Source organism: Hymenobacter psychrophilus (assembly GCF_900107135.1).
In the GTDB taxonomy this organism is placed as follows: Bacteria; Bacteroidota; Bacteroidia; order Cytophagales; family Hymenobacteraceae; genus Hymenobacter; species Hymenobacter psychrophilus.
Window position 1 is genome coordinate 154663 of record NZ_FNOV01000008.1, and the last position, 24150, is coordinate 178812.

21 protein-coding genes are annotated in these 24150 nt (G+C 60.6%); 15 read left to right on the forward strand and 6 right to left on the reverse strand.

Features of this window, described 5'->3' with window-relative positions; all coding sequences use genetic code 11:
- Positions 1–172 precede the first annotated feature (172 nt).
- From BLW21_RS13440 to BLW21_RS13475, 8 genes are all read left to right on the forward strand, one after another.
- Entirely contained in the window at positions 173–3640 is a 3468-nt protein-coding gene (locus BLW21_RS13440; RefSeq protein WP_092740869.1) for a hypothetical protein, read from the forward strand.
- 66 nt (positions 3641–3706) lie between these two features.
- Entirely contained in the window at positions 3707–4084 is a 378-nt protein-coding gene (locus BLW21_RS13445; RefSeq protein ID WP_139255208.1) for a hypothetical protein, read from the forward strand.
- A gap of 33 nt (positions 4085–4117) precedes the next feature.
- Positions 4118–5548 (forward strand): hypothetical protein, encoded by a 1431-nt coding sequence (locus BLW21_RS13450; RefSeq protein WP_092740873.1) that lies wholly within the window; start codon positions 4118–4120, stop codon positions 5546–5548.
- 72 nt (positions 5549–5620) lie between these two features.
- Positions 5621–7081, forward strand: coding sequence for a hypothetical protein (locus BLW21_RS13455; RefSeq protein WP_092740875.1), 1461 nt, complete (start codon positions 5621–5623; stop codon positions 7079–7081).
- Between the two features lie 114 nt (positions 7082–7195).
- Complete coding sequence (locus tag BLW21_RS13460; RefSeq protein WP_092740877.1) at positions 7196–7873, forward strand: hypothetical protein; 678 nt, start codon at positions 7196–7198, stop codon at positions 7871–7873.
- A gap of 205 nt (positions 7874–8078) precedes the next feature.
- Positions 8079–10271, forward strand: a complete 2193-nt coding sequence (locus BLW21_RS13465) for a prolyl oligopeptidase family serine peptidase (RefSeq protein WP_092740879.1) — start codon at positions 8079–8081, stop codon at positions 10269–10271.
- A 141-nt stretch (positions 10272–10412) separates the two neighbouring features.
- Complete coding sequence (locus tag BLW21_RS13470) at positions 10413–10628, forward strand: hypothetical protein (RefSeq protein ID WP_092740881.1); 216 nt, start codon at positions 10413–10415, stop codon at positions 10626–10628.
- A 150-nt stretch (positions 10629–10778) separates the two neighbouring features.
- On the forward strand, positions 10779–11288 hold the full coding sequence (locus tag BLW21_RS13475) for a GNAT family N-acetyltransferase (RefSeq protein ID WP_092741065.1): 510 nt from the start codon (positions 10779–10781) through the stop codon (positions 11286–11288).
- A 70-nt stretch (positions 11289–11358) separates the two neighbouring features.
- On the opposite strand, the gene BLW21_RS13480 is transcribed toward BLW21_RS13475, so the two are convergent.
- The 5 genes from BLW21_RS13480 to BLW21_RS13500 all read right to left on the reverse strand — a co-directional run bounded on the left by BLW21_RS13480 (position 11359) and on the right by BLW21_RS13500 (position 15893).
- Positions 11359–11661, reverse strand: coding sequence for a DUF4286 family protein (locus BLW21_RS13480; protein WP_092740883.1), 303 nt, complete (start codon positions 11659–11661; stop codon positions 11359–11361).
- A 156-nt stretch (positions 11662–11817) separates the two neighbouring features.
- Complete coding sequence (locus tag BLW21_RS13485; protein WP_092740885.1) at positions 11818–12267, reverse strand: DUF6526 family protein; 450 nt, start codon at positions 12265–12267, stop codon at positions 11818–11820.
- A gap of 102 nt (positions 12268–12369) precedes the next feature.
- Complete coding sequence (locus BLW21_RS13490; RefSeq protein ID WP_092740887.1) at positions 12370–12750, reverse strand: hypothetical protein; 381 nt, start codon at positions 12748–12750, stop codon at positions 12370–12372.
- A gap of 108 nt (positions 12751–12858) precedes the next feature.
- Positions 12859–15312, reverse strand: a complete 2454-nt coding sequence (locus tag BLW21_RS13495; protein WP_092740889.1) for a TonB-dependent receptor — start codon at positions 15310–15312, stop codon at positions 12859–12861.
- Between the two features lie 236 nt (positions 15313–15548).
- Positions 15549–15893, reverse strand: coding sequence for a hypothetical protein (locus tag BLW21_RS13500; RefSeq protein ID WP_092740891.1), 345 nt, complete (start codon positions 15891–15893; stop codon positions 15549–15551).
- Positions 15894–16175: 282 nt separating this feature from the next.
- Here BLW21_RS13500 and BLW21_RS13505 point away from each other — a divergent pair, with 282 nt between their 5' ends.
- The 3 genes from BLW21_RS13505 to BLW21_RS13515 all read left to right on the forward strand — a co-directional run bounded on the left by BLW21_RS13505 (position 16176) and on the right by BLW21_RS13515 (position 19776).
- The gene (locus BLW21_RS13505; protein ID WP_139255209.1) at positions 16176–16616 is read left to right on the forward strand and encodes an STAS/SEC14 domain-containing protein; all 441 of its coding nucleotides are present in this window, start codon (positions 16176–16178) and stop codon (positions 16614–16616) included.
- A gap of 113 nt (positions 16617–16729) precedes the next feature.
- Positions 16730–18574: a molecular chaperone HtpG gene (htpG, locus tag BLW21_RS13510; RefSeq protein ID WP_092740895.1), complete on the forward strand. Its 1845-nt coding sequence runs from the start codon at positions 16730–16732 to the stop codon at positions 18572–18574.
- A gap of 242 nt (positions 18575–18816) precedes the next feature.
- The gene (locus tag BLW21_RS13515; RefSeq protein WP_092740897.1) at positions 18817–19776 is read left to right on the forward strand and encodes a toxin-antitoxin system YwqK family antitoxin; all 960 of its coding nucleotides are present in this window, start codon (positions 18817–18819) and stop codon (positions 19774–19776) included.
- An 89-nt stretch (positions 19777–19865) separates the two neighbouring features.
- On the opposite strand, the gene BLW21_RS13520 is transcribed toward BLW21_RS13515, so the two are convergent.
- A complete protein-coding gene (locus tag BLW21_RS13520; protein ID WP_092740899.1) occupies positions 19866–20225 on the reverse strand; it encodes a YraN family protein in 360 nt (119 codons plus the stop codon).
- A 261-nt stretch (positions 20226–20486) separates the two neighbouring features.
- On the opposite strand from BLW21_RS13520, the gene lipB reads away from it, so the two are divergent.
- The 4 genes from lipB (at position 20487) to BLW21_RS13540 (ending at position 24120) form a co-directional block, all read left to right on the forward strand.
- On the forward strand, positions 20487–21293 hold the full coding sequence (gene lipB / locus BLW21_RS13525; RefSeq protein ID WP_092740901.1) for a lipoyl(octanoyl) transferase LipB: 807 nt from the start codon (positions 20487–20489) through the stop codon (positions 21291–21293).
- Positions 21290–21709, forward strand: a complete 420-nt coding sequence (locus tag BLW21_RS13530; protein ID WP_092740903.1) for a hypothetical protein — start codon at positions 21290–21292, stop codon at positions 21707–21709. The genes lipB and BLW21_RS13530 overlap by 4 nt, the downstream gene beginning before the upstream one ends.
- A gap of 70 nt (positions 21710–21779) precedes the next feature.
- A complete protein-coding gene (locus BLW21_RS13535; protein WP_245711895.1) occupies positions 21780–22847 on the forward strand; it encodes an MraY family glycosyltransferase in 1068 nt (355 codons plus the stop codon).
- Between the two features lie 94 nt (positions 22848–22941).
- The gene (locus tag BLW21_RS13540; RefSeq protein WP_175470969.1) at positions 22942–24120 is read left to right on the forward strand and encodes a DUF4271 domain-containing protein; all 1179 of its coding nucleotides are present in this window, start codon (positions 22942–22944) and stop codon (positions 24118–24120) included.
- The last annotated feature ends 30 nt before the right edge of the window (positions 24121–24150 follow it).

The window sequence follows — 24150 nt, forward strand, 5'->3', positions numbered from 1 at the left end:
TGAATTCTCCAGATGTCCCAGGGCTGAAGCCCTGGGCTACGGAGCGAAACGAACTCGTTTAGCCTCCCGCTGACTAGCCCAGGGTTTCAGCCCCGGGACATCGGCCAATAAGAACAGAACCGCTAACTAGCCCAGGGTTTCAACCCTGGGAACTTGGAACCCCGGAAACGATATGGCCAAAGTCCTTCGCTTACACAACAACGGCTCCCAGCAGGTACAGGGCTGGCAGAAAACCGCCCCCGTCACCAGCACCGAAATCAACACTGTGACCGACCCGGCGGGCGGCAAGTCGCGCAACTTGGCGGTGAGCATCCCGACGCCGTTTGCGCGGATGCACCTGTTCGAGACGGCCTTCGACTTTCTGGCCCGGGAGGGCAAGAACAACCCCGGCTCGGTGTACCACGAGCTGACGACCCACTTCTGGGATTTGCTGGAGCTGCTATACAACTACCACCTCTACACCCAGGCCGGCCGCAAAATCACGCTGCGCCGCTGGAACGCGGAGGCCGAGATTCAGCGGATGCGCCAGAACGAGGGCACGCGCCTGCTGGGTGAAACGCTGCAGCTGTACCTGCAGGACGACCGGTTCCGCGACTTCTCCGACATGTACCTGGTGTACTACGAGTCGCCGGAGTTGGCGGGCGGCACGCGCCTGCTGGGCGGCACTTCGCCGCTGACGCTACTGTTCACCGGCCCCGGCGTGGGCGCCCTCGACCTGGAGCGGCCTCAGGCCCGTGGCCACTACTTCGACCAGCAGACCGTGCTGCTCGAAGACCGCGACCCGCAGTTCCGGGAGTTTGTGTACGAGCTGTTTCTGGCCTACCCGCAGTTGCAGCGCCGCGAGTTTGCCGGCAGCGTGTACGCTGGCCTCGACCGCGCAAAAATCAACCAGCTCCAGATGCAGGGCGACCGGACGGCCCAGCAGTTCGCGGCCCGCTACCCGGCCCTGGCCGACGTGCAGGGCAACCTGGTGAGCGTGAAAGGCGTGCCCCTGCCCGGCCGCGCCGACCAGTCGGCCGTGACCAGCTCCGACCTGTTCATCCAGCCCACCCGCGAATCGACCAGCGGCCGGCCGCGCCCGCTGGTGCTGCGCCCCAACCTGACCATGCCCGGGGCCAATTACCTCAACGGCCAGCCCTGGGACGACCGCACGCCGGTGCCCTACTACGATGAAGTAGCCCTGGAAAGCCGCGTGCTGCCCGGCAAAGGCTTCAAGTACCCCTACATTACGGTCGGCGATTTGCTGGAAGATTCCCTGGTGGAGCTGCCCTACGAGCTGAACACCCAGCGTTTCCACACCGGCAAAGTCACGTTCCAGTACGGAGCCGACGGCCAGGGCCGGGCCCGTTTCCCGTACCTGCTGCCGCTGAAACAGGCGTTTTTCGAGTATTTTACCGAGCACGAGCTGGCCGAGCTGCTCACCTTCACCATCGACCTGAGCCACGTGCGCGTGCAGCTGCGGGTACCGGTGCAGGCGGGCCGCTTCATCACCTTCGAGCGCAGCTACTACACCAACCCCCAGAACCCCAAGGATGCGCAGGGGCGCGAGATTCTGGAGAAGGGCCGCATCGTGAAGGCCAACGTGGGCGTGGGCGTGTTCCCCTTCTACAAGGTGAGCTACCAGCCCGAGTTCAACGACCTTTACAAGGTGATGCTGGTGGATGCCGACAACGCGCCCACCATGCTCAACCGCCGCTACGACCTCACCTTCTTCGTGAACGGGGAGCGGATTACGGAGCAGGGCGCCGCCCGCCGCGCCACCCGCTACGAGCGCACCCAAAAAAGCGTGGCCACTGCCGGCAGTACCTACTACGAAATCACCGGCACCCACTTCGACCTGGCCGAGCTGACCTGCCCGCCTACCACCATTGGGGCCGAGCCGGCCCGGGGCTTGTTCGTGCCGCGCTGGCGCGAGCTCGACCGCGGCACCCGCCGCTTCACCTTCGCCGTCGATTTCGGTACCACCAATACCCACGTGGCCTACGCCGATTCGCCCTCTGCCCACCCGCGCCCGCTCACCATCGGCGAATCCGACGTGCAGGTAGAGTGGCTGAGCGCCCCGCTGGCCGATGCCGGGCAGTCGGCGGCCCAGCGCTACCGCTTCGGGGCCGGGCAGCTGAACTCCGACGTGGCCACGCTGCAAAACCGCGAGTTCGTGCCCAGCTTTATCGGCGAAGGCGGCTCGGTGTACGAGTTCCCGATTCGGACCGCCGTGTGCGAAACCACCTCGTTTGCCAACGAGCCGGCCAAGGTGCTCAGCAACATCAACATCGGTTTCAGCATCAACACCGAAACTACCGCCGAGCTGCCCCAGAACCGCTTCATCACTAACCTGAAGTGGAGCGCCGAGCTCGACCCCCAGGGCGTGTCGCGCATCGAGGCCTTCTTCAAGGAAATTCTGCTGCTGCTGCGCCACAAGGCGGCGTTGCACGGCGGGATTCTGGAAGACACCCGGGTGGTGTGGTTCGCACCGCTGAGCTTCGACGGCTTTTTGCGCAACCAGTTCCAGCAGGTCTGGGACGAGGCGTTCCGGCAGGTGTTCAAGGCCAACCGCCCCACCATCTGCCTCACCGAATCGGTGGCGCCCTACTACTACCTCACTGCCACCAACCAGGTCGTGCCCAACCGCGATGAGAACGTGGTCAACATCGACATCGGCGGCGGTACCACCGATTTGCTGCTCTTCGCCGACCAGAAGCCGGCCTACAGCACCTCGTTCCGCTTCGCCGGCGACGACCTCTGGGGCGACGGCTACGCCCGCGTGCAGGGCGCGCCCAAGCAGAACGGCCTGCTCCGCCTCGGCGTGAGCCACGTCGAAAGCCTGCCCGACTCCGAGCAAAACCAGGAGTACAAGGGCTACCTGCAGGCGGCCCTCAAAAACACCGATTTCGGCTCCGCCGACGTCACGAGTTTGCTCTTTAAGTACGATGATGCGCTGCGCTTCACCCAAGCCCTCGGCCTCGGGCGGGGCCGGCAGCTGCGGGTGCTGTTCTATCTGCACTACACCAGCATCATCTACCACACGGCCCAGCTTACCAAGCACCTCGGCCTGAAAACGCCGCGCTACCTCTGCTTCTCGGGCAAGGGCAGCCTCTACCTGCGCCTGCTGGCTGGCGGCAGCTCGTTGGTGGCCATCGAGAAGATTACCAAAGCCATTTTCCAGGCCGTAACCGGCACCGAGCCGCCCCACAACTTCCGCGTTATCCTGGCCGATAACCCCAAGGAAGCCACCACCAACGGCGGCGTGCTCTACGAGGAAAAGTCCAACCACAGCGACTACGACAGCATCCAGTCGGTGAAATACAGCGGCACCGTAGAGGGCGGCGAGCTCAACCAGCAGCGCCTCAAGCTCAACCAAGTAGATGCCGACCTCAAGGACCAGGTGCTGGCCAACGTCCGCGACTACCTCACTCTCGTGCTCGAAGGCGATGAAGTCGCGCCCTACCTGCGCGAAGTTGGTGTCGATGTGGACCGCCAGCGCGTAAAGGACATTCTGCTCCGCGAAATCGAGGACAGCCTGAGCCTGGGCCTGCACCAGTTCCAGCGCCAGCTCTCCGCCGATGAAACCCTGCCCGAAACCCTGTTCTTCCTGCCCCTGAAGCAGGCGCTCTACAACCTGAGCCGGGAGTTGCAGGCGTAAGGTTTTAGTAGTACTAGGCCTATGAATGCTCGTAGAAGTTTTTGGTTGCTTCCAACACTGCTAAGTTTGACCGCTTGCTTTTGGGGCGATGAATACGATGAGCAACAAATAGTAGGCAGCTACTATGTTTCTGGTCTGGATGGAGGATGGGAAGAACCGATGAAGGACGCTTACCTACACTTCCGTGATGAAGAATTTGGCTTAGCTGATGCTCTCTTGCCTCGTACTTTAGGTAATGTTGGGTTCAGCAAAAAATGCGTTATTATGTTGACCTCTGCCCCAAGCAAGCAGTACTATATTGCTCGAATAGTGCCTGGGGCTGACCGGGAAGTAGCTCGCAAGAACATACTCGGTCCGTTCAACAGACAAGACTTTACCCGAAGGCTTGAAGAGGTGAACGGCGACACACTGGTGAGTTTTACTTACTATTTTGATAATCTCTAGCTAAGCTGAAACATTAATTTTCCTTTGCTCCCTATGACCCTTTCCCGCCGCGCTGCTTCCTTGTTCACCGGCCTGCTGCTACTGGCGGCCGGCAGCCACGCCCAAACGGCCCCCGGCCAGCCCACGCTTGACGAGCAGAAGGTGCAGGTCTGGTGCGCCGCCGTGCGCTATGTGTATGACGACAACGGCCGCGGCAACCTCAAGGACAAGCTCAACTGCGGCGGCTCGCTCAAGGCCTTTGAGAACAGTATCAAGGCCGACAGCCAGAAGGTGTACAGCCTGCTTTACCAACCCCTCGAAGGCCGCGGCACGATGTACAAGGGCCTCGGCAGCAACGAGTCGCGGCTGCAGAAGCTGACGTCGGAAATTGTGGCCCGGCTGAAATCCTCGGCCGCCCGCCGCGGCGACCCGGCCCGGATGGAGCGTCTGACTACGCTCGAAACGGCCCTTAATAGCTACGTCAACAGCGGTACGCCCATCGGCAACCTCGCTGGGGCCGAACCAGCTGCCGAAAACGCTGGCACGACCACTGACCTCGACGAAACCACTGCCGCCGCGCCTGCCGATGCTGGTCCGGCCGAAGCGGGGCTGGATGCGGCCGCGCCGACTGCCAGTGGGGTAGGGGAGAGCGTGATGGGTAAGCTGTTTGCCCCGCTGGCCCTGATTCTGGGCCTGCTGGCGCTGGTGCTGTTCTGGCTGCTCAACCGCAAAGTCAGTGCCCTGGCCGACCGCGTAGGCCGGCATCGGGCCGATATCGATGCCGTGAAGCTGGGCGGCGGTGCCGGTTCGGGTAGTGCCGACCACCTCACGCCGGCCCAGCGCCGGGAGGTGGAAAAGCTGGTAACCCAGCGCGTAGCCGAAGCGGTAGGCCAGAACCGGAACAAACCCGCCGGGACTGCCGCCGCTACCCCGGCGCGACCTGAAGCCGCCGCTCCGGCAGCCCGCCCCGTCCCAGCGGCCGCGCCCGAAACACGGGTAGCCGAAGCGCCGGTGAGTCTCTCGGAAGTGTCCGCTCCGCCAATGGCGACCCCAGCTGGTTCGCCCGCGGCCGCCCCGCGCGACGAGTTCGAGAGCCTGGTGCCGCCCGTGCAGCTGCCGCAGCCCATTGCCGCCCCGGCGCCCCCGGTGGAGCCGGCCGGCCCGGCCCAGTACACGCGCTACGTGAAGGTTCCCGTGAACGGGGCGTTCAGCGAGTACGACCTCTCCGACGAGCCCCAGCACGACAGCATCTACGAAATCCACTTCGACCCGCAGTGGCCCGAGCTGGCCACGTTCAACGTCACGCCCAACCCCGCCATTCACGCCTACGCCATCCAGAGCGCCCAATATTCCCTGCGCGAGGCCTGCCGCTACCAGCAGCCCAGTAGCCCGGTCACCCGCATCGTAACGGAGGAAGAAGGCGTGTTGCGCAAAGTAGCCGGCAGCTGGCAGATTGAGCAGAAAGCGGCTATTCGGTTTGAGTAGAACGGGAGCTAAAAACTACTTCCCCTCCTTGGAAAGGAGGGGAAGTAGTTTTTAGCTGTAGCTTCGTCACCTATGCTTGAAATAGCCCTCGAAATACTGGTGGTGGCCGTGGTGGTGGGCCTGCAAATTCGCACGTTCCTGCAAACCCGCACCAAAACCCGCCAGCTCAGCCTGCTTTATCCGCCCCGCGAAGCCCTGCGCGTGGAGCAGCGCCTCGTGCTGCCCGACGGCCGCGACCTGCCCGAATACGCCGCCGACGCGCCCCCCGAAGCCTATCCGGCCACCATCCTCAAGGCCGATGATGCCTCGGCCGAGTTCGAGGAAATCCTGCTTGATACCAACGATTATCTGCGCCACAACAAGGGCGCGGCGGCCGATTTTGGGATTCTGAAGGACATTTCGGAACGCCGCAGCCAGGTGCTCGACAACGAGGTGCAGGCCAACGTCTCGACTCCCCTGTACCTGGGTCTGCTCGGCACGTTCCTGGGCGTGATTCTGGGCCTCGTGGGCATTGCCCGCAACGGCGTATCGGACGACAGCGCGCTGACGCCCTTCCTGACCGGGGTGCTGATTGCCATGACCGGCTCGTTTGTGGGGCTGCTGCTCACGCTGCTCGGCAACGGCCTGCTGCGCGAGGCCCGCCGCCAGCTCGATGGCCGCCAGAACCAGTACTACACCGTGCTCCAGGTGCGGCTGCTGCCCATTCTGCACTCCGATATGGCCGGCAGCCTGAGCAACCTAAAGTCGGTGCTCGATGCCTTCAACCAGCAGTTCGTGGGCCAGGTGGATTTGTTCAATCCGCTCATGGACAAGGTGACGGAGAACATCCGGGTGCAGAGCGACTTTCTGCAGCGCCTAGATACCATCGGCTACGATAAGATGGCCGCCGCCAATATTGCCGTGTTCGAGAAGGTGCGGGAGTCGGCTGACATGTTCGCGGCTTTCACTGGCTACCAGCAGAAGCTCAACCAGATGCTCGATACCGGCTACCAGTCGGCCCAGAGCGTGAACGGGATTCTCGACCGGCTGCGGGGCTTCGAGAAGGGCATCAACGACCTGGGCCAGTACGTGGGCGGCAACAACAACTCGGTGCAGCTGATGCTGGATTTCTTCCAGAAGCACCAGACCGAGCTGCGCAACCTGCGCGACCGGGCCGAGCAGCACATCGACCAGGCGGGCGTCAACCTGGCCGACATCCTCACCCAGCGCCAGGCCCAGAACGAGCGCCAGGCCCAGCTGGCCTACGAGAAGTGGCAGCAGTACTACCAGCAGCTCAACGCCGACAATGTGTTCGAGAAGCTGCTCAAGCAGTTGGAGCCCTTCCAGAACCTCAACGCCCAGCAGGCCGACCTCAGCCGCGACGTCACCGCCACCCAGCGCGAGCTGCTGCGCAAAGTGGAGCTGGATTCCCAGATTCAGGCCAAGCTACTGGCCGAAATATCCAACCTGAACACGGTGCTGGTAAAAGCCACGTCCAAGAACAGCTTCCAGCGGTTTATGGACAAACTGTTTGGGGGCGTGAAGCCGGTGTAATTGTTGACTGTCATCCTGAATGGAGCGAAGGATCTTGTCAGGTCTGAACAACAAGCAGTATAACGTAATAAGGTCCTTCGCTTCGCTCAGGATGACAGTGTCTCATCAACAAGTATGAACAACCCCTCCAACAACAACCGCCAACACAACGACTTCTTCTGGCCCAGCTACGTGGACCTAATGACGTCCTTGTTCGTGGTGATGCTGGTGCTGTTCGTGTACAGCTTCAAGCTGTTCAAGGACCGGGAGGGGGAGCTGAAACAGGCCAACGGGGAGCTTAAGGCCAAGGCTGTGGAGCTGGAGCAGATTACCAAAATCCGCCGCTCGTTGCAGCGGCTGGAGGGCAAATACTTCCGCTACGACCCCACCAATGAGCGCCACGAGCTACTGGTGCCGGTGCAGTTCAAGGCCGGCCGCGACGAAATTCAGGATGCCTACAAGCCTGCCCTGCTGCAGGCCGGCCGCACGTTGCGCACGGTGCTCAAAAGCATCAAAACCGACCAGCCCGTGCGCTACCTCGTGATTGTGGAAGGCATGGCCGCTCGCTACCCCGCCGGCGACCCGCGCAACGCCCGCGAGGAGCAGATAACCTACCAGCTCAGCTACCGCCGGGCCCTGAGCCTGCTCAACTTCTGGAAGCAAAGCGGCCTCGATTTCGGCCAGGACCGCAACATCGAGCTCATCATCGGGGGCAGCGGCTTCTTCGGCACCGGCCGCTACCAGGACCGCCGCGAAGGCGACAACAAGCGCTTCCTGATTCAGGTGATTCCGAAGATAGGTCGGATGCAGTAGCGTTCTAGTGTTGATGCCCCGGTTGCCTTGGTTGCCCACGCCGTCCCAGGGCTGAAGCCCTAGGCTATTGAGCGGTTGTCGTTGAGCGCTGCGTAGCCCAGGGCTTTAGCCCTGGGGCGGCGTGGCCAACTGGGGCAGCTGAACAATTGAGCGCGTTTCCGCCGCAGGGGTTATCTTCGGGCTCTTTCCCGCCTAATCCTCTCCGATGCGTAAACTCACTATTCCCGTGCTGGCCCTGGCCAGTCTGGCCGCCTGCCGCTCCTCGCAGCCCACCACGCCGACTACCGCCGTGGCCGAGTCTAAATCTATATCCGCTCCCGCCGCCAAATTCGTGCTCAACTACCCCGACACCAAAAAGACCGACCAGAAGGACGACTACTTCGGTACTTCCGTGGCCGACCCCTACCGCTGGCTCGAAGACGCCGACGCGCCCGAAACCAAGAGCTGGGTGACGGCCGAAAACAAGGTGACGTTTGGCTACCTGGAGCAGATTCCGTTCCGCGAAAAAATCCGGGAGCGGCTGACGACCCTGTGGAACTACGAGAAATTCGGGATTCCGCACCAGGAGGGTAACAAGCTGTATTTCAGCAAGAACGATGGCCTGCAGAACCAGTCGGTGCTGTACGTGCAGCAGGGCGACGGCACCGAGGGCCAACCCGATGTGCTGCTCGACCCCAACAAGTTTTCGGCCGACGGCACTACGGCCCTGGCCGGCGCCTACTACTCCAACGACCAGCGCTACATGGCCTACGCCACCAGCGGCGGCGGCTCGGACTGGCAGACGATGAAGGTGCTCGACCTGAAAACCCGCCAGACTACGTCCGACCAGCTCGATTGGGTGAAGGTGTCGGGTGCGGCCTGGTACAAGAACGGCTTCTTCTATAGCCGCTACGACGCGCCCAAGGCCGGCGAAAGCAAGCTGGCCGGCAAAAACGAGTTCCACAAGGTGTACTACCACCAGCTGGGCAAGCCCCAGAGCACCGACCGGCTGGTATATGAAGACCCTAAAAGCCCGCTGGGCTTTCGCACCGTGGGTACCACCGACGACGAGCGGTTTCTGGTGCTTTACCTCACCGATGGCAAGGCCGACGGCAACCGCCTCTCGGTGCGCGACCTGACCGACCGGCGGCAGGAGGGCAATTTCACTTCGCTCATCACCAACTACGAGCATAACAACTCGGTGGTCGGCAACGTGGGCGGGCAGCTGCTGGTGCTCACCAACAACGGCGCGCCCAACTACCGCGTCGTGCTCATCGACCCCAAGAAGCCCCAGGAAAAGAACTGGAAAACCGTGCTGCCCGAAACCGGGCAGAAGCTCGAAGGCGTCGACCACGTGAGCGGCTACCTGGTGGCTTCCTACCTCAAGGACGCCAGCAGCCTCATCAAAGTCTACACCGAAAAGGGCGAGTTCAAGCATGATGTGGCCCTGCCGGCCATCGGTACGGCCTCAGGCTTCGGCGGCAAGCGCGGCGCTAAGCAGGTGTACTACGCCTTCACCTCGTTCACTTACCCCACTACCATCTACAAGTACGACCTGGCCACCAACACCAGCACCGTGTTCCGGGCTCCCAAAGTGGACGTGAACCCGGCCGACTACGTGACGACCCAGGTGTTCTACCAGAGCAAGGACGGCACGAAGGTGCCCATGTTCATCACCCACAAAAAGGGCCTTAAGCTCGACGGCCAGAACCCGACCTACCTCTACGCCTACGGAGGCTTCAACATCTCGCTCACCCCCAGCTTCTCGGTAGCGCGGATGCTGTGGCTCGAAAACGGCGGCGTACTGGCTATTCCGAACCTGCGGGGCGGGGGCGAGTACGGCGAAGCCTGGCACCAGGCCGGCATGACGCCCAACAAGCAGAACGTGTTCGACGACTTCATTGCCGCCGCCGAGTACCTGAAAGTGCAGGGTTACACCAGCACCGACAAGCTGGCCATGGCCGGCGGCTCCAACGGCGGTCTGCTGGTGGGCGCTACCATGACGCAGCGCCCGGACCTGTGCAAAGTGGCCTTCCCGGCCGTGGGCGTGATGGACATGCTGCGCTACCAGAAGTTCACCATCGGCTGGAACTGGGCCCCCGAGTACGGCACCTCCGACAACTACGAGCAGTTCCAGAACCTCTACCGCTTCTCGCCTCTGCACAATCTGAAGCCCGCCACCTACCCGGCCACCATGATTACCACCGCCGACCACGACGACCGGGTGGTGCCGGCCCACTCGTTCAAGTTCGCCGCCGCCCTGCAGGCCGCCAACGAGGGCTCCAACCCCCAACTCATCCGCGTAGACGTGAATGCGGGCCACGGTGCGGGTAAAAGCACCAAGCTCCAGATTCAGGAGTGGGCCGACATCTGGTCCTTCGCCTTCTACAACATGGGCGTCAAGCCGTTCGGGAAATAGGTTGTCAGTGGTTAATTGATAGTGCTTTGTGCTTAGGTAGCCCAGAACAACCTAAGCACAAGGCACCATCAATTAAGCACAAAGCGCCGTATCTTCGCAGCCGCAACGCACGTAACTGCCTTTGTATTTTTGCTTTCTGATATGAAAAAAATGTCCCTGCTCGGCCTGCTGGCCGGTTCGCTGCTACTCTCCGCTACCTCCTGTAGCGACTCCGACTCCAAGGCAGACGCTATGACGGTTGAGCCTCTGACTTACCCGGCTCCGGTTGATACCACGGGTGGTAAAACCGACGAAACCCGCGAAGTCAACGCCGTCAACGCCACCGAATCAATTAAGAAAATGCAGCCGGTAATGTAATTTCCACTTCAGTGGCTACTAAACGCAGAAAGAGCAGCGCCCATCGGGCCGCTGCTCTTTCTGCGTTTAGTAGCCTTCCGGTAACTCTGGCCGGCCCAGCCTGTCGTTCGTATGTTTACGCACTTTCCATTATTTAGTAACCAGACCGCCATGTTTATTCGCCGGGGCCGGGAGGCCGATTTGCCGCAAGTGCTGGCCCTGATTCAGGAGTTGGCCGAATACGAAAAGGCCGCCGACCAGGTAACCAACACGTTGGCCGATATGCAGCGCGATGGGTTCGGCCCCGAGCCGATTTTTGGCTTTTTTGTGGCCTTGGAAGTACCCGAAGGCCCCATTGTGGGCATTGCCCTCTACTACACGGCCTATTCTACCTGGAAGGGCCGTATGCTGTTTCTGGAGGACCTAGTGGTAACCGAGCCTATGCGCGGTACGGGCCTGGGCCGGCGGCTGTTCGAGGCCGTAGTGGCCGAAGCCCGCCACAGCGGAGCGCATCGCCTCAAATGGCAGGTGCTGGAGTGGAACGAACCGGCCATCGGCTTCTACAAAAAGTTAGGTGCCAACCTCGACCCCGAGTGGCACAACGGCAACCTTACCGCCGAGCAAATCCAGCAATTTCCCTGCGACCCGGCCATAGAAGCTGCCGTGCGGGAGGTGGCTTAACATGCAAATGGGCGGACGGCTGGTTGAAAAGCCAGCCGTCCGCCCATTTGCATACTACCAAACGAGTGCCTTAGCCCAACACTTCCAGCATGGTGCGGAATGAGGCGTAGCGGCCCCCAAAATGCCGGTCCATATCGGCGCGCAGGGCGGGGGCAGCCACCTCCTGATAGGTTTCGAGCTGCTCCCGGCTTACGGCATAGTATTGCGAGGCGTAAGTGATGCCTCCTTCTTCTTCATCGAGCATGCGGCAAAGCTGGCTTTTTACGAAGAAGCCGGTGGCCATCACCTCCGGCATGTGCGTGTCCTGCATATAGGCCAGCCACCGCTCGGCAATTTCGGGGTCGAGGCTGGTAGTTATGTTGTATAAAATCATGGGCGTTAAATTCCGGGTTGGTTAAGGGGCCGGGAAGCTAGTTTATAAAGGGGAAGAGTGGACTGTTTCAACGCAAAATCCACCAAAAAAGGTTGGGCTTGGTTGAAGCGGAACCCCGGTTGCCCGGGCCCCGGCCAGCTTTTCCTGCTTCGTTTATCAAACCCGCATATCATCGAAGTGAAAGTCCTGAATGCGGGCCTGAATGTCCTTCGACGACAGGTTCTCGCGGATGGCGGCCTGGGTGAGGTCGGCCAGTTCGGCGTCGCCGGCGAAGCGCAGGGCCAGAATCTGGCCAAGCTTGAGCTGGCTTTCGAGCGGGCGCAGGCTCTGGCCGGTTACCTCGAAGTAGCGCTGGCGCACCTCCAGGCGCAGTAGCCGGTCCTGGAGCGTGAGAGCGTAGTGCTGGCGCAGCATCAACAGCACCCCGAAGCCCACCACGGCCAACGCGGCCACCGTAAACCAGAGGCGCGAAACTTCGGAGTCGTCGCCGGCCACGGTCAGGTAGCGCCGTACGCCGTAGATGGCTAGAATCAGGGCCGCCGGCAGCAGTACGAAGTGATGCCAGGGGTAAAACATGAGCGTGTTCTTGGTCGGTTTGGCGGCCATAGGAAGCGGGTTGAGGAGAGAAGGTATGAACTGCTGATACGCAAAAACTCCGGCCAATGGCCGGAGTTCTGCACGTAGGATTGCGGCTGAAATACGGCTGAGCTACACCTGGGCTGCCTTCTTGGCCTCACGGCTCCGGCGCTTTTCATCGCGTAGGGTCTTCTTGGCCTCGCTTTCCTGGCGGCTGGCTTCCTTAGCGGTGGCGCGCTGGCGCTTCATGTCGAGCTTCTGCTCCTTCAGCTGGCGTTGCTGCTCGCGCATGGCCTGCTTCTGGTCCTTGAGCTGCGATTTAGAGTCGTTGACGCTGCTGCGGGCAGCGGAACGCTGCTGCTTTTGGGCGTCTAGAGTGGCTTTGGCGTCCATCGTGCGCTGCTCCTGCATCTGGCGGCGCATTTGGGTCGAATCAGTGACTACCTGGGCCTGGGAAGCGTGGCTGCCGAGCAGGGTGAGGGTGAAGGCGGTTAGTATGAGAAACGTTTTCATGGGAAGGTCGAAAGTGAAATTCGCTGCTCTTACGTCAGCGCGTTGCGAACGGCCACAATTCCGGTCATTATTCTTCCACACGCTTCTCCTGCTCAAGTAAAAACAGCCCTACTTAAACGACAGCGGGACAAGGAGTTTTACGCTCAGGTTGCGGCCCATATTGAACGCGCCCTGCCGGCCAGTGGTGTAATTCACATCGGTGTATTTGAGGCGGCTCAGGTGGTTCTGGTAGGCCACATCGAACACGTTGTTAAGCGTCAGATAAAGCGAAAACAGCGTGCGGTCTTTGGCCGACACCACATCGGAGCCCAAGCCCAGATTTACCAGCGTGTAGCCGGAGGTGCGGGTTTCGGTATCGAAGGCCGAGAAAACGCGGTTTTGGGCGAAGTTGTGTTCCAGCGCCGTGCGGGCATACAGGTTGCGTAGCCGCGAGCGGCCCACCTTGGTAAAGTTCACCCGCAACTCCGACTGAAAACGGTCGGCCGGGATGAAGGGAAGGTTGCGCTGGCCCGCAGGCTGGTCGAGTTGCACGGCCCGCACCATTGAAAACGAGTTTTCGAAGTGCAGCCAGTCGAGCGGGTGGGGGTGCAAATCGAGGCTGATTTCGCCCCCGGCCAGCCGTGCATCACCCTGCCCGTAGCGAAATACCCGGTCGCCCTCCACCGACAGCGAGTCGCCGCCGCCGGGCGCCCCCAGCACGCTTGGGAAGATGTAGTTGCTGATGCGGTTGCGGAACGCATCAACCGACAAATCCACATGCTCGGACGTGAAGGCCAGGCCGCCATCAAGCTGGAAGCTGGTTTCGGCCTTCAGGTTCGGCTCCCCGATTTCGTAGCGGACGGTGCCCTCGTGCTTGCCGTTTGAGCCCAGCTCGGCAATGTTGGGTGCCCGGAAGCCGCGGGCCGCATTGGCCTTCAGTACCAGCTTTTCGCCCAGCAGGTAGGCCCCGCCCAGGCTGCCGCTCACGTTGCGGAAGTTGCTCGTGAAGCCCCCGAACTTCGTTTCGCCCTGCCCCGCCGGTACCGGCTGTTCGTCGGCATCCAGGTACAGCGCATCGGCTTTAATATGGCGCAAGTCGTAGCGCAGGCCCCCGCTCACATCGAGCCGGCCAAAACTCTTCTTGGTCACTCCGAACACGCCGCCGTCGAGCAGCCGGTAGGCCGGAATCAGGAACTCGACGCCCTTATTCTGGTTTTCCTGCTGCATCCCGCTCACTCCAAACGTGGTGTTCCAGCCGTTTATTTCGGGCAAAAACCAGCGCACGGCGTAATCCACGGTGCGCAGTTGAAAGAAGAGCGAGGTCTCATCCGCGTCGGCGGGGTTGCCAAACTCGCGGCGCAGGTTCTGCTGCCAGCCCAGGTTGGCCGTGAGGCGGTGCTGGCCCAGAATAAAGCTGTTATCGAGGCCCACGCGCAGGTGGTTGACCTGCTGGCGGGGCACGGCCAGGCCGTAGCCGCGCAGGTCGGCGCCGGTTACCGGCACGTCGGCCACGTCGCCATCCAGCGTGGGCACGGCCTTCAGAAACCGGCCCGTCAGCGAGTCGCGCGCCCCCTCAATCAGGCCCAGTTGCTGGTTGAAGGAGTTGAAGGTGAGGTGCGAGTAGCCCCAGCTTTTGTTTACGCCCACGTAGCCGCTACCGTCCAGCTCCCGGAAGCCCGAGTTGTACACCCGGCCATCGTAGCGGTTGCGGTAGTTGCCCGCCAGCTTGCCCGAGCCGCGCAGCTGCCAGTTGAGGCCGCCCAGGTTGCCCGCATTCCAGAGTGAGTAGCCCTGCTGCTGGTTGTTGGTTTGATAAGTAGCGGCCGCCGCGCCCAGCACCCGGCCTTCGGCTACCGGCTCGGGGGGCAGAAAGTTGATGACGCCCGCCAGTCCATCCGAGCCGTACAGCAACGAGCCCGGCCCCTTGATAATCTCGGCCCTATCAATGCTGAACTCGTCGATTTCGATGCCGTGCTCGTCGCCCCACTGCTGGCCTTCCTGCTTGGCGCCATTGTTCAGGGTGATGACGCGGTTGGCCCCCAGGCCCCGGATAACGGGTTTGCTGATGGCCGCGCCGGTCGTAATCTGGCTCAGGCCGGGCACGTGCGCCAGGGCATCAACGGCGTTGGTAGCTGCCCCCTGCTGCAGCTGCGCCTGGCCGACTACGGTGGTGGGCACGGGCGAGCGGCGCAACTCGGTACTGGCCGATACGCCCGTTACCACCACCTGCCCGATTTCGGTGGCCGTGGGCTCCAGCGCCACATTGAGTGCTGCGGCCGCGCCCGTATCCACCGTTCGGGCCAGCGTCGAGTAGCCAACGAAGCGCACCTGCATCAGGAATCGACCCCGGGGTAAGTCGGTGAAACTGAACTGTCCGTTCTCGTTGGTAGCAGTAGCCTGCCGGAGGTCGGGGAAGTAAATAGTGGCCCCGGGCAGGGCCTCGCCGGTGGCGGCGTCGGTAATGCGGCCGGTTACGGGGGCGCTGGTTGGGGCTCGCGCTGCGGTCGGTGCCGGGGCGGAAACCTGGGCCACAGCCAAGCCCGAGCCGAGCGCAAAGCCCGTCGTGATAAGAAAGCGAAGCATAAAAGTAGAAAAAGGGAGCCGTCGGCGGCCCCGGCGCGGCCAAGTAGCCGTCGGCCAGGAACCAGCAGAATTGCTGCCGGCCATGCACGGCCGGGCGCTCCAGGAAAGAGAAGGGAAACAGGGGCTTAGCAGGGCCGTAGCGCCGCCAAAAAAGCCCGAATGCGCCCCGCTGTCCCCGTGCTACCGCTGGAAAAGGACAGCCGGTTCACGCAGAAAGCAGGGTACGTATTTCTTAACTAGGCAATAACCGTTGGCGGGCCGCGCAAATCGGCCGTGGCGCGGGTGGCCGAGTGCCATACCGAGGCGGCGGGCAGCGAGCGGGCCAGCTGGTAACCTACGGGCGGAGCCGGCACCACGAGCGGAGCCGGGGGCTGAAAGGCCGCATTGAAAAAATGGTCGACCGCGCAGTGCTGGTGCCGGCCACTTACTACCGCTTTGCGGCTGCCCGCCGGACCGGTCTCCAACGGAGCATCAACTGTGTGCTGATGCTCATGTAGCGCCAAAATCCACGCGTCGGGTACCTGCACCCGGGCAAAGCACAGGAGCAGCACCAAAGCCAGCCGGGACCGAAGAGCGCGCATCAGGACAGGACGAATGAGGGCTAAATGTACGGCAAAATATCGGCCGCGCCCCCGCCGTCTGTTAGCAGATGTATATCCGAAGCCCCCCTCTCAACTGGATTTTGGACAGTGCCGAACTGCTGCCGGAATATTGCGGCAGAAAAATAAATACATAGAATAGTTGTATTCCGCTGAAATAGGGGACCTCCTCAAAATTTGTATTTGTAGTATTCGACGTCAGCCGTAATATTGCATTCCGAATTTCATATATGAATGGTCGGAGGGAAGTTTGCTTGTGCGGAAGTGATGGAAGTTGAAACGTTGGAAAATGCCTTGGTCGTCAGATATGAGCGAAATGCGGCGCTGCTGCACGCGCAGTGGCAGTTTCTGGCGGCTCCGCACTGGGCGCCTTCAGCCCTGCGCAGCCTGCTGACGGCCCTGGCCGGGCCGCGGGTACGCGCCTGCCTCTTGGATTTACAGCATATGCCCGATCTGGCCTCGTTGGGGCAGGGACACACGGAATACCATTTGCTGCTACAGCTGGCCGCGCTGCCGCTACATCAACTGGCGCTGGTACTTAAAACAGATCGGCAGCATGAGGCCGTGCTTGCCGCCGCCAGCCAGCTAATGCCTTCGTTTGAAGTGCAGGTATTCGACGATGCCGCTACGGCCCTCGATTGGCTCCGGCAGACTGGCGAAGGCTACCGGGGCGGTCCGGCAAGACGGGGCCCGCTGTCAAACTGACAGCCGGAGCCATACTGGAACAGGGTTTGAAACACTGTGCTACGTCATTACCAGCTTCAAAAGGCTGGCAAAACGGCCGGTTTCTGTTTTCATTCATCTTTTCTGATTCTGTTATGCAAGAGAAAGGCAGCATCTCGATTCACACCGAGAATATCTTTCCCATCATCAAGAAATTCCTCTACTCCGACCACGAAATTTTTCTGCGTGAGTTGGTCAGCAATGCTGTCGATGCCACTCAGAAACTCCAGAGCCTGGCCCGCCAGGGGGAGTTTAAGGGCGAGCTGGGCGAGCTGAAAGTACGCGTTACGGTGGACAAGGAGGCCCGCAAAATCACGGTTTCCGATCACGGCCTGGGCATGAGCGCCGAGGAAATCAAGAAGTATATCAATCAGATTGCTTTCTCCGGGGCCACCGAGTTTGTGGAGAAGTATAAGGAGACGGACGCGCAGGCCAAAGACCAGATTATCGGGCAGTTTGGCCTCGGTTTCTACTCGGCCTTCATGGTGGCCAAGGAGGTGGAAATCTGGTCGAAGTCGCACCACGAAGACACCCCGACGGCCCACTGGACCTGCGACGGCAGCACCGAGTTTACGCTTGAAGAAACTGAAGGCGAGCACGCCAAGGCCGAGCGCGGCACCGATGTGGTGCTGCACGTTGCCGACGACTCCGATGAGTTTCTGGAGGAAGCCCGCCTGAAAGGCATCCTGACCAAGTACTGCAAGTTCCTGCCCGTTGAAATCGAGTTCGAGGGCGAGGTTATCAACCAGACCAAGCCCATCTGGACCAAGCAGCCCGCCGACCTCACCGACGAGGACTACGTGAAGTTCTACCAGGAGCTGTACCCGTTTTCGGAGCCGCCCCTGTTCTGGATTCATCTAAACGTAGACTACCCGTTCAACCTGACGGGCATTCTGTATTTCCCGAAAGTAAAGGACGAGCTGCAGCTGCAGCGCAACAAAATCCAGCTCTACTCGCGCCAGGTGTTCATTACCGATGAGGTGAAGGACGTGGTGCCTGAGTTCCTGATGCTGCTGCATGGCGTGATTGACTCGCCCGATATTCCGCTCAACGTGAGCCGCAGCTTCCTGCAGGCCGATGGTGCGGTGCGCAAAATCAACCAGTACATCACCAAAAAGGTAGCCGATAAGCTGGGTGAGCTGTTCCGCAAAGACCGCGAAGGCTACGAGCAGAAGTGGTCGGATATTGGCATGTTTGTGAAGTACGGCATGCTTTCGGACGAAAAGTTCTACGACAAAGCCAAGGACTTTGCCTTGGTGCAGAACGTGGCCGGCAAGCTGTTCACGCTGCCCGAGTACCAGGAGTTTGTGCAGGCCAACCAGCAGGACAAGAACGAGCAGACGGTTATCCTGTACACCACCGACGCCGAGGCCCAGCACGGCTTCGTGCAGGCGGCTCAGGAGCGCAGCTACGACGTGCTCGAACTCGACGGTCCGCTCGATTCGCACTTCATCGGCCAGTTGGAGCAGAAGCTCGAAAAAACCACCTTCAAGCGCGTGGATGCCGAAACGGTGGGCAAGCTCATCGAGAAGGACGATGCGCCCGAGAGTGTGCTGAGCGAGGACGATAAAACCCGCCTGGCCGATGTGTTCAAGCAGGCTATCAGCAACGACCAGATGCACGTGCAGGTGGAGGCCCTCTCGCCCCAGGATGCGCCCGTTATCATCACGCTGCCCGAGTTTATGCGCCGCATGAAGGATATGCAGCGCACCGGCGGCGGGGGCGGCATGCAGATGTTCGGCTCATTGCCCGACAGCTACACCGTGAGTGTGAATGCCAATCACCCCATCACCCAGCGCGTGCTCAGCGCCGAGGGCGAAGCCGGCGGCAAGCTGGCCCGCCAGGCCTTCGACCTGGCCCTACTGGCCCAAGGCATGCTGAAAGGCGAGGCCCTAACGGCCTTTGTGAAGCGTAGCGCCGATTTGCTGGCTGCTGAGTAGCTTTAGAAGGTATATAAAGTTTTAAGTAGCACAAAGCCCTGATGACAGTAGTCGTCAGGGCTTTGTATTTGTGGGCCTATAGAAGGCGAAAATAAAGCGCATTCCGGATAGCGCGGCCGGGAACCTGGTGGGGGAGTAGCGGGTGTTGTCGGGCTATCGGTTCATTTCCGTGGGGCGGGCTGGTACCAAATCCGGTTATCTTTACGTTTCTGGCTCCGAACGAATCCTGCCCGATTTTCTACATGCGCCTGTTCCGACTTACTTCTTTACCGGCCCTGCTGCTACCGGGGCTTTTGCTACTGGCCGGGGCCTCTGCTTCCTGCTCCCGCAAAACCGTTTCCTTCAACAGCCAGCCCGGTGCCCCCGGCCTGCTGACTGCCGGGGCCGATAGCCTCACGACGGCTACCGACACCACGGCCGCCCCCAGCTTGGGCGGCAAGCGAGTGGCCCTGAGCAAGGAGCAGGAGCGGGCCGCGCGGGCCAAGGAGCGGGCCGCAGAGCGCAAGCCTAAAAAGAAAAAGAACATCTTTCTGGGTGAACCCATTAAGAAAGGCTACACCAAGTCGGGCCCCAAGGGCAAGCGGCAGGAGGTAGAGATATTCTATTACCTGCGCACCTTCCGGCAGCCCGACCCCTCGGCCCTGGCCGTGTACTACTACAACCCACGCAAGCGCAAGGTCTTCAAGGCCAGCGGCGAACTGGATCCGGCAACCGATAAAGTAATGCATGGCCCCTACAAAAAGCTGCGCGGTGGGAAGGTAATTGAAACCGGCTTCTTCGCCTACGGTACCCGCCACCTGCGCTGGGAAAAGCTCACGCCCGACAACATTTTACTTTCAAAAACGCACTACGAGCGGGGCTTCCCGCGCGACGCCAACGTAACGTATTATGACGCCGAACGCAAACAGCTAAAGGAAGTGGTGCCCTACCTCGATGGCCAGATGGAGGGCGACTACGTGCGTTTTCTGGCTACGGGCAAGCGCGAGTGGGAGGGCCAGTTTGAGAACGGCAAGCGCGTGGGCGAGTGGATCAACTATTGGGGTTTCCGCAACCTGAAGGACCGCCGCCATTACGTGATGAGCTACGGCGAATCGGGCTATGAGCCGGAGCTGAAGGAGCCGGTGCTGCTGAAGGAGTACAACCGCAACGGCGTCCTCATCTACGAGAAGGACAAACTCGACAACCGGGACAAGGCGAGGTAATGAGTTGGTTTTCCGGGGCGCTGGTTGCTCAAGTGGCACCGTTAGGTTCCAAAACAAAGCATCAGCCACCCATTCCACTGCTCCACCACTTAATAAAAAGCATCCTCGAAATGCTCGATCCGCAGGCCGGCTGTAGCCGGGGTAAGGGCCACTATGTCGAAGCGGATGTCGGTGGGCCAGGCCAGGGTTTCCTGCAGATGCTCGGCGGCTAGGCGCAGCAGTTGCCGCTTGCGCTCCGTTACGAACTCCTCGGGGTAGCCGTAGCGCTCCGACGAACGCGCTTTTACCTCCACTAATACCAACAACGCGGGCGGGTAGCGCATCACCAGGTCCACTTCGGCCCGGCGGAAACGGTAGTTGCGGTGTAGTAGCTCGTAGCCCTGGGCCAGCAGGTGGTGCAAGGCAGCCTGTTCGCCATCATGGCCGAGCTGATGGGCGGGAATGAGCATGGCGGTGGCAGTTATGGGTATCGGGAAGCTCGGTAGGAAAGGGAAAGCAACGGTCCGGGTGCCGGGTTGGGGCGAAATCTAGTACCTTTGCTTGCCATTTGAAACAATGAATTACCCGGACTGAGTCGAAAAGCAGTTGTCTTTTTGATTGGAGAAAGTACAAGCCGCGCCTCACCAGTCAGGAATAAGTAAATTACTGACTGCCAACCGGGCACCGGCCGTTGTGCTTTTCGCCCGCTAGTTTGTTCCGCTTGCCTTCCCATGACGACTACTTACTCCGCCTGCGCAAGTCCTGCCGCCGAAGCCCAACCGGCTGCCGGGGCCGCTCCGGCCATTGCGGGCCAAAACCACCGGGTGCTGGTGCAGCGGCTGGGGCGGGTCGATTACCAGCCCGCCTGGGAGTTGCAGGAGCAGCTGCTGGCCGAAACCTTGGCGCTAAAAACCCAGAACCGGCTCGCTGCTGAAGCCGGCCAGCCGCTGGCTGCTACGCTCAATCACCTGCTGCTGTGCGAGCATCCGCCCGTGTATACATTGGGCAAAAGCGGCAAGCCCGAGCACCTGCTGCTTGATGAGGCCGGCCTGGCGCAGCACGGGGCTACTTTCCACCGCATCAACCGCGGCGGCGATATCACGTTCCACGGCCCCGGCCAGCTGGTGGGTTACCCCATTTTCGACCTCGACAACTTCTTCACCGACATCCACCGCTACCTGCGGCTGCTCGAGGAAGCCGTTATCCTGACGCTGGCCGATTACAATCTGCGCGCTGGCCGCATTGTTGGGCTTACCGGAGTTTGGCTCGATTTTGAAGAGGGCGCGCCCAACCCGCGCAAAATCTGCGCGCTGGGTGTGAAGTGCAGCCGCTGGGTAACCATGCACGGCTTCGCCCTCAACGTGAATACCGATTTGAGCTACTTCGGCCACATTGTGCCCTGCGGCATCACTGACAAAGCCGTGACCTCGCTGGAGCACGAGCTGGGCCACGCCGTGCCTTTAACCGAAGTGCAGGAGCACCTGCTGCCGCACTTAGCCACCTTGTTCGCCGCCGACCTGATTTCCGTCAGTCCATGAAAAAAGATATCCTCTTTCAACCCGTAACGGGCGTTGGGGTGGCCGTAACGCCCGATGAGCGGGCGGCTACGGCTACGGCCGAGGCCCCCGGCTGGCAAGTGTTCCTGCTCAACGACAACGACGAGCCCCTGCAGAACGTCATCGTCAGCTCGAGCGGCTACGGCACCGATGCGCAGGGCGAACCCGTCCGCACTTCCACGCTGCGCCACGCGCTGCCCGAGGTGCCGCCGCATGCAGCCGCTCCCATCGAAGCCCTCGACTCGGCGCTTTTTCACTTGCACAACCAATATTGGGTCAGCTATTATATAGCTGGTCAGGTGTTTGATAGGAAGTTCGTTTTCGCGCCCGATTCCATCAGCTTCGGGCAGCTGCAACCGATCAGCCTGCTCATTCCTCAGGGCATTTTAGCCACTTAAATCAGTTGTCTTTGCCTGCTTTCTCCGCTCCGCACCAAGCAGCTCTTTACCACAAGCGCCACCCACTCTTATGAACGCACTCGGAATTCAGCTGAGCCTGTCCTCGCTGTGGGCCTTTCTGGTAGCTATGTTCGCCGTGCCGTCCATTATCTACATCGCCCACCTCAAAAACATGCTCGATACGCCCAACGTGCGTACCGTGCACGAGTCGCTGACGCCGCGCCTGGGCGGTGTGGCCGTTTTTGCGGGCTTTATGTCGGCCCTCACCATCTTCGCGCCGCTCGACAATGGAGTGCAACAGCTGCTGGCCGGCTGCATCGTGCTGTTTTTTGTGGGCCTGAAAGACGATTTGGTGAGTATTTCGGTGGCCAAAAAGTTTGTGGGCCAGCTGCTGGCTACCGGCATCGTCATGATTATGGCCGACGTCCGCATCACCAGCTTTCAGGGTATTTTGGGCATCGGCGAGCTGCCAATCGGTATCAGCTACGCCTTCACCTTCTTTGCCATCGTGGGCATCACCAACGCCATCAACCTCATCGACGGTCTCGATGGCCTAGCCGGCTCCATTGTGCTCATTATCGTGAGCACTTTTGGTTACTATTTCTATCAATACGGCGGCCCTGATTTTCAGAACTACGCCTTCGTATCGGTGTGCGTGGTGGGCGGTATCCTGGGTTTTCTGCGCTACAACTTCCACCGGGCCAGTATTTTCATGGGCGACACCGGGTCGCTGGTCTGCGGCTTTATTGTATCCATTCTCACTATTCAGTTTATTGAGATGGGGTTGAAAGTGGGCCAGCCTTTTGGCAACGCAGCCCCGGCCGTGGCCTTGGGTATTTTGTTTGTGCCTCTGTTTGATACCCTGCGCGTATTTATTGTTCGCATGATGGCGGGCCGCTCGCCTTTCTCGCCCGACAAAAACCACGTCCATCACCGCATTCTGGCCATGGGCTTCCAGCAAATAAGCACCGTGATGCTGCTGGGCCTGCTCAACGTCATCGTAATTCTGCTCGTCATCAACTTTGCCTACCTGGGCAGTATGATACTGATTGGGCTACTAATCGTCTTCTCGCTGTTACTGAGCCTAATGCTGGGCGTATACCACAGCCGGGCCGAGCGCCAGCGCATTGCCTCCTAACTAAAGGTGAGTAATGCCAGCAGCGTGTAGCCCCCGTGCAATACACGGGCGGCATGCTACCGGCGTTGGCCTCTTAAAATCAACTATCAACTTCGTGCGCTGCCCGCTCTTCATCCGGACTCTGTGTCTGCTACTGCTGGGGCTGCTACCGCTGGCAGCCGGGGCCACCGAATACCGTCGGCTACCACCGCCGCCGCGCACTGGCCTCACTACCGACTGGCTGATTAAAGATGCTGGCCGCAACCGGCTGATCCTGTACCTGCCCAATTACCACGCTCCGGTGCAGGCCTACTACCAGTGGCTGAGCGTCCGGCCCGACCGGCCGCTACCCATCACCTTCACGGCCCGCGAAAACCTGAGCCTGTTCCTCGACAATCAACTAGTTTTCACTGCCCCCGCGCCAGCTTCCTACACGCTCGATTTGGCCGCACTACTACCGGCCGGCAGTCAGCCGGGCGGGCTGCACCTGCTATGCGTGTGGCACCCGGATGCCATTCCTAACCTAGCCTCCTTCCAGAATGCACTGGCACCGGCCGAGCGCTCTGCCGGAACTCCGAAAACACCGACGACTGGGGCGCAGCCGCGTCCTCGGGGGCATCAGGGACAAAACGTGTTTTTGGGCTTTTTGCTGCTAATTGGCCTTGGCTACGGAGGGCTGCGGGCCACGTATCAGCCGGGTTTCGCTCGCATCTACCAACTAGAGGGCATGTGGGGCCAAGGGGCAGCCGAGCAGGACTTTCTGGTGAAACCTGCTCTCACCTGGCTTAATCTGGTGCTGGTACTGCTATTTGCGCTGTCGTTTGCGCTACTGCTGGTAGCCATCCATACCAACATCGAAAACATCGTTATTCTGCGCCGGCTCTTCGATGTGGCCGAGTCGACTATTGTTGTGAAGGTGCTACTTTATACGCTTCTGGTAGCGGTCTTCGTACTGGGCAAATACCTGTTTTTGGAGTTGATGGGCTACATCTTCGACGTGGCCGAGTTGGTTGCCATTCAGTACCGCGAATTTATCCGGACGGTGCTGTTTATGGGCCTGTTTTTGCCGGGTGTAATGCTGCTCTACCTTGGCCTTAATCGGCAGCTGCCCGAAACGGTGCTGTGGGTATCCAACGGAGTGGTTTCCTTGCTGTTGATTGGTACCGTATGGCGCGTGGCTCGTACGTTGCACCGCAAAAGGTCACTCCTGAATCTACATTTGTTTTCGTACCTTTGCGCCACTGAAGTGATTCCTTTAGTCGTTTTGCTCAAATTAATCGTTTTTACCTACTAATCAGGTACTCAGACAGCCGTCTTCCGACTT

What these genes read in the sequence shown, in the direction of transcription:
- BLW21_RS13440 (WP_092740869.1), top strand. Translation starts at nt 173, where the DNA reads ATGGCCAAAGTCCTTCGCTTACACAACAACGGCTCCCAGCAGGTACAG.
- BLW21_RS13450 (WP_092740873.1), top strand. Translation starts at nt 4,118, where the DNA reads ATGACCCTTTCCCGCCGCGCTGCTTCCTTGTTCACCGGCCTGCTGCTA.
- BLW21_RS13455 (WP_092740875.1), top strand. Translation starts at nt 5,621, where the DNA reads ATGCTTGAAATAGCCCTCGAAATACTGGTGGTGGCCGTGGTGGTGGGC.
- BLW21_RS13460 (WP_092740877.1), top strand. Translation starts at nt 7,196, where the DNA reads ATGAACAACCCCTCCAACAACAACCGCCAACACAACGACTTCTTCTGG.
- BLW21_RS13465 (WP_092740879.1), top strand. Translation starts at nt 8,079, where the DNA reads ATGCGTAAACTCACTATTCCCGTGCTGGCCCTGGCCAGTCTGGCCGCC.
- BLW21_RS13470 (WP_092740881.1), top strand. Translation starts at nt 10,413, where the DNA reads ATGAAAAAAATGTCCCTGCTCGGCCTGCTGGCCGGTTCGCTGCTACTC.
- BLW21_RS13475 (WP_092741065.1), top strand. Translation starts at nt 10,779, where the DNA reads ATGTTTATTCGCCGGGGCCGGGAGGCCGATTTGCCGCAAGTGCTGGCC.
- BLW21_RS13480 (WP_092740883.1), bottom strand. Translation starts at nt 11,661, where the DNA reads ATGATTTTATACAACATAACTACCAGCCTCGACCCCGAAATTGCCGAG.
- BLW21_RS13485 (WP_092740885.1), bottom strand. Translation starts at nt 12,267, where the DNA reads ATGGCCGCCAAACCGACCAAGAACACGCTCATGTTTTACCCCTGGCAT.
- BLW21_RS13490 (WP_092740887.1), bottom strand. Translation starts at nt 12,750, where the DNA reads ATGAAAACGTTTCTCATACTAACCGCCTTCACCCTCACCCTGCTCGGC.
- BLW21_RS13495 (WP_092740889.1), bottom strand. Translation starts at nt 15,312, where the DNA reads ATGCTTCGCTTTCTTATCACGACGGGCTTTGCGCTCGGCTCGGGCTTG.
- BLW21_RS13500 (WP_092740891.1), bottom strand. Translation starts at nt 15,893, where the DNA reads ATGCGCGCTCTTCGGTCCCGGCTGGCTTTGGTGCTGCTCCTGTGCTTT.
- htpG (WP_092740895.1), top strand. Translation starts at nt 16,730, where the DNA reads ATGCAAGAGAAAGGCAGCATCTCGATTCACACCGAGAATATCTTTCCC.
- BLW21_RS13515 (WP_092740897.1), top strand. Translation starts at nt 18,817, where the DNA reads ATGCGCCTGTTCCGACTTACTTCTTTACCGGCCCTGCTGCTACCGGGG.
- BLW21_RS13520 (WP_092740899.1), bottom strand. Translation starts at nt 20,225, where the DNA reads ATGCTCATTCCCGCCCATCAGCTCGGCCATGATGGCGAACAGGCTGCC.
- lipB (WP_092740901.1), top strand. Translation starts at nt 20,487, where the DNA reads ATGACGACTACTTACTCCGCCTGCGCAAGTCCTGCCGCCGAAGCCCAA.
- BLW21_RS13530 (WP_092740903.1), top strand. Translation starts at nt 21,290, where the DNA reads ATGAAAAAAGATATCCTCTTTCAACCCGTAACGGGCGTTGGGGTGGCC.
- BLW21_RS13535 (WP_245711895.1), top strand. Translation starts at nt 21,780, where the DNA reads ATGAACGCACTCGGAATTCAGCTGAGCCTGTCCTCGCTGTGGGCCTTT.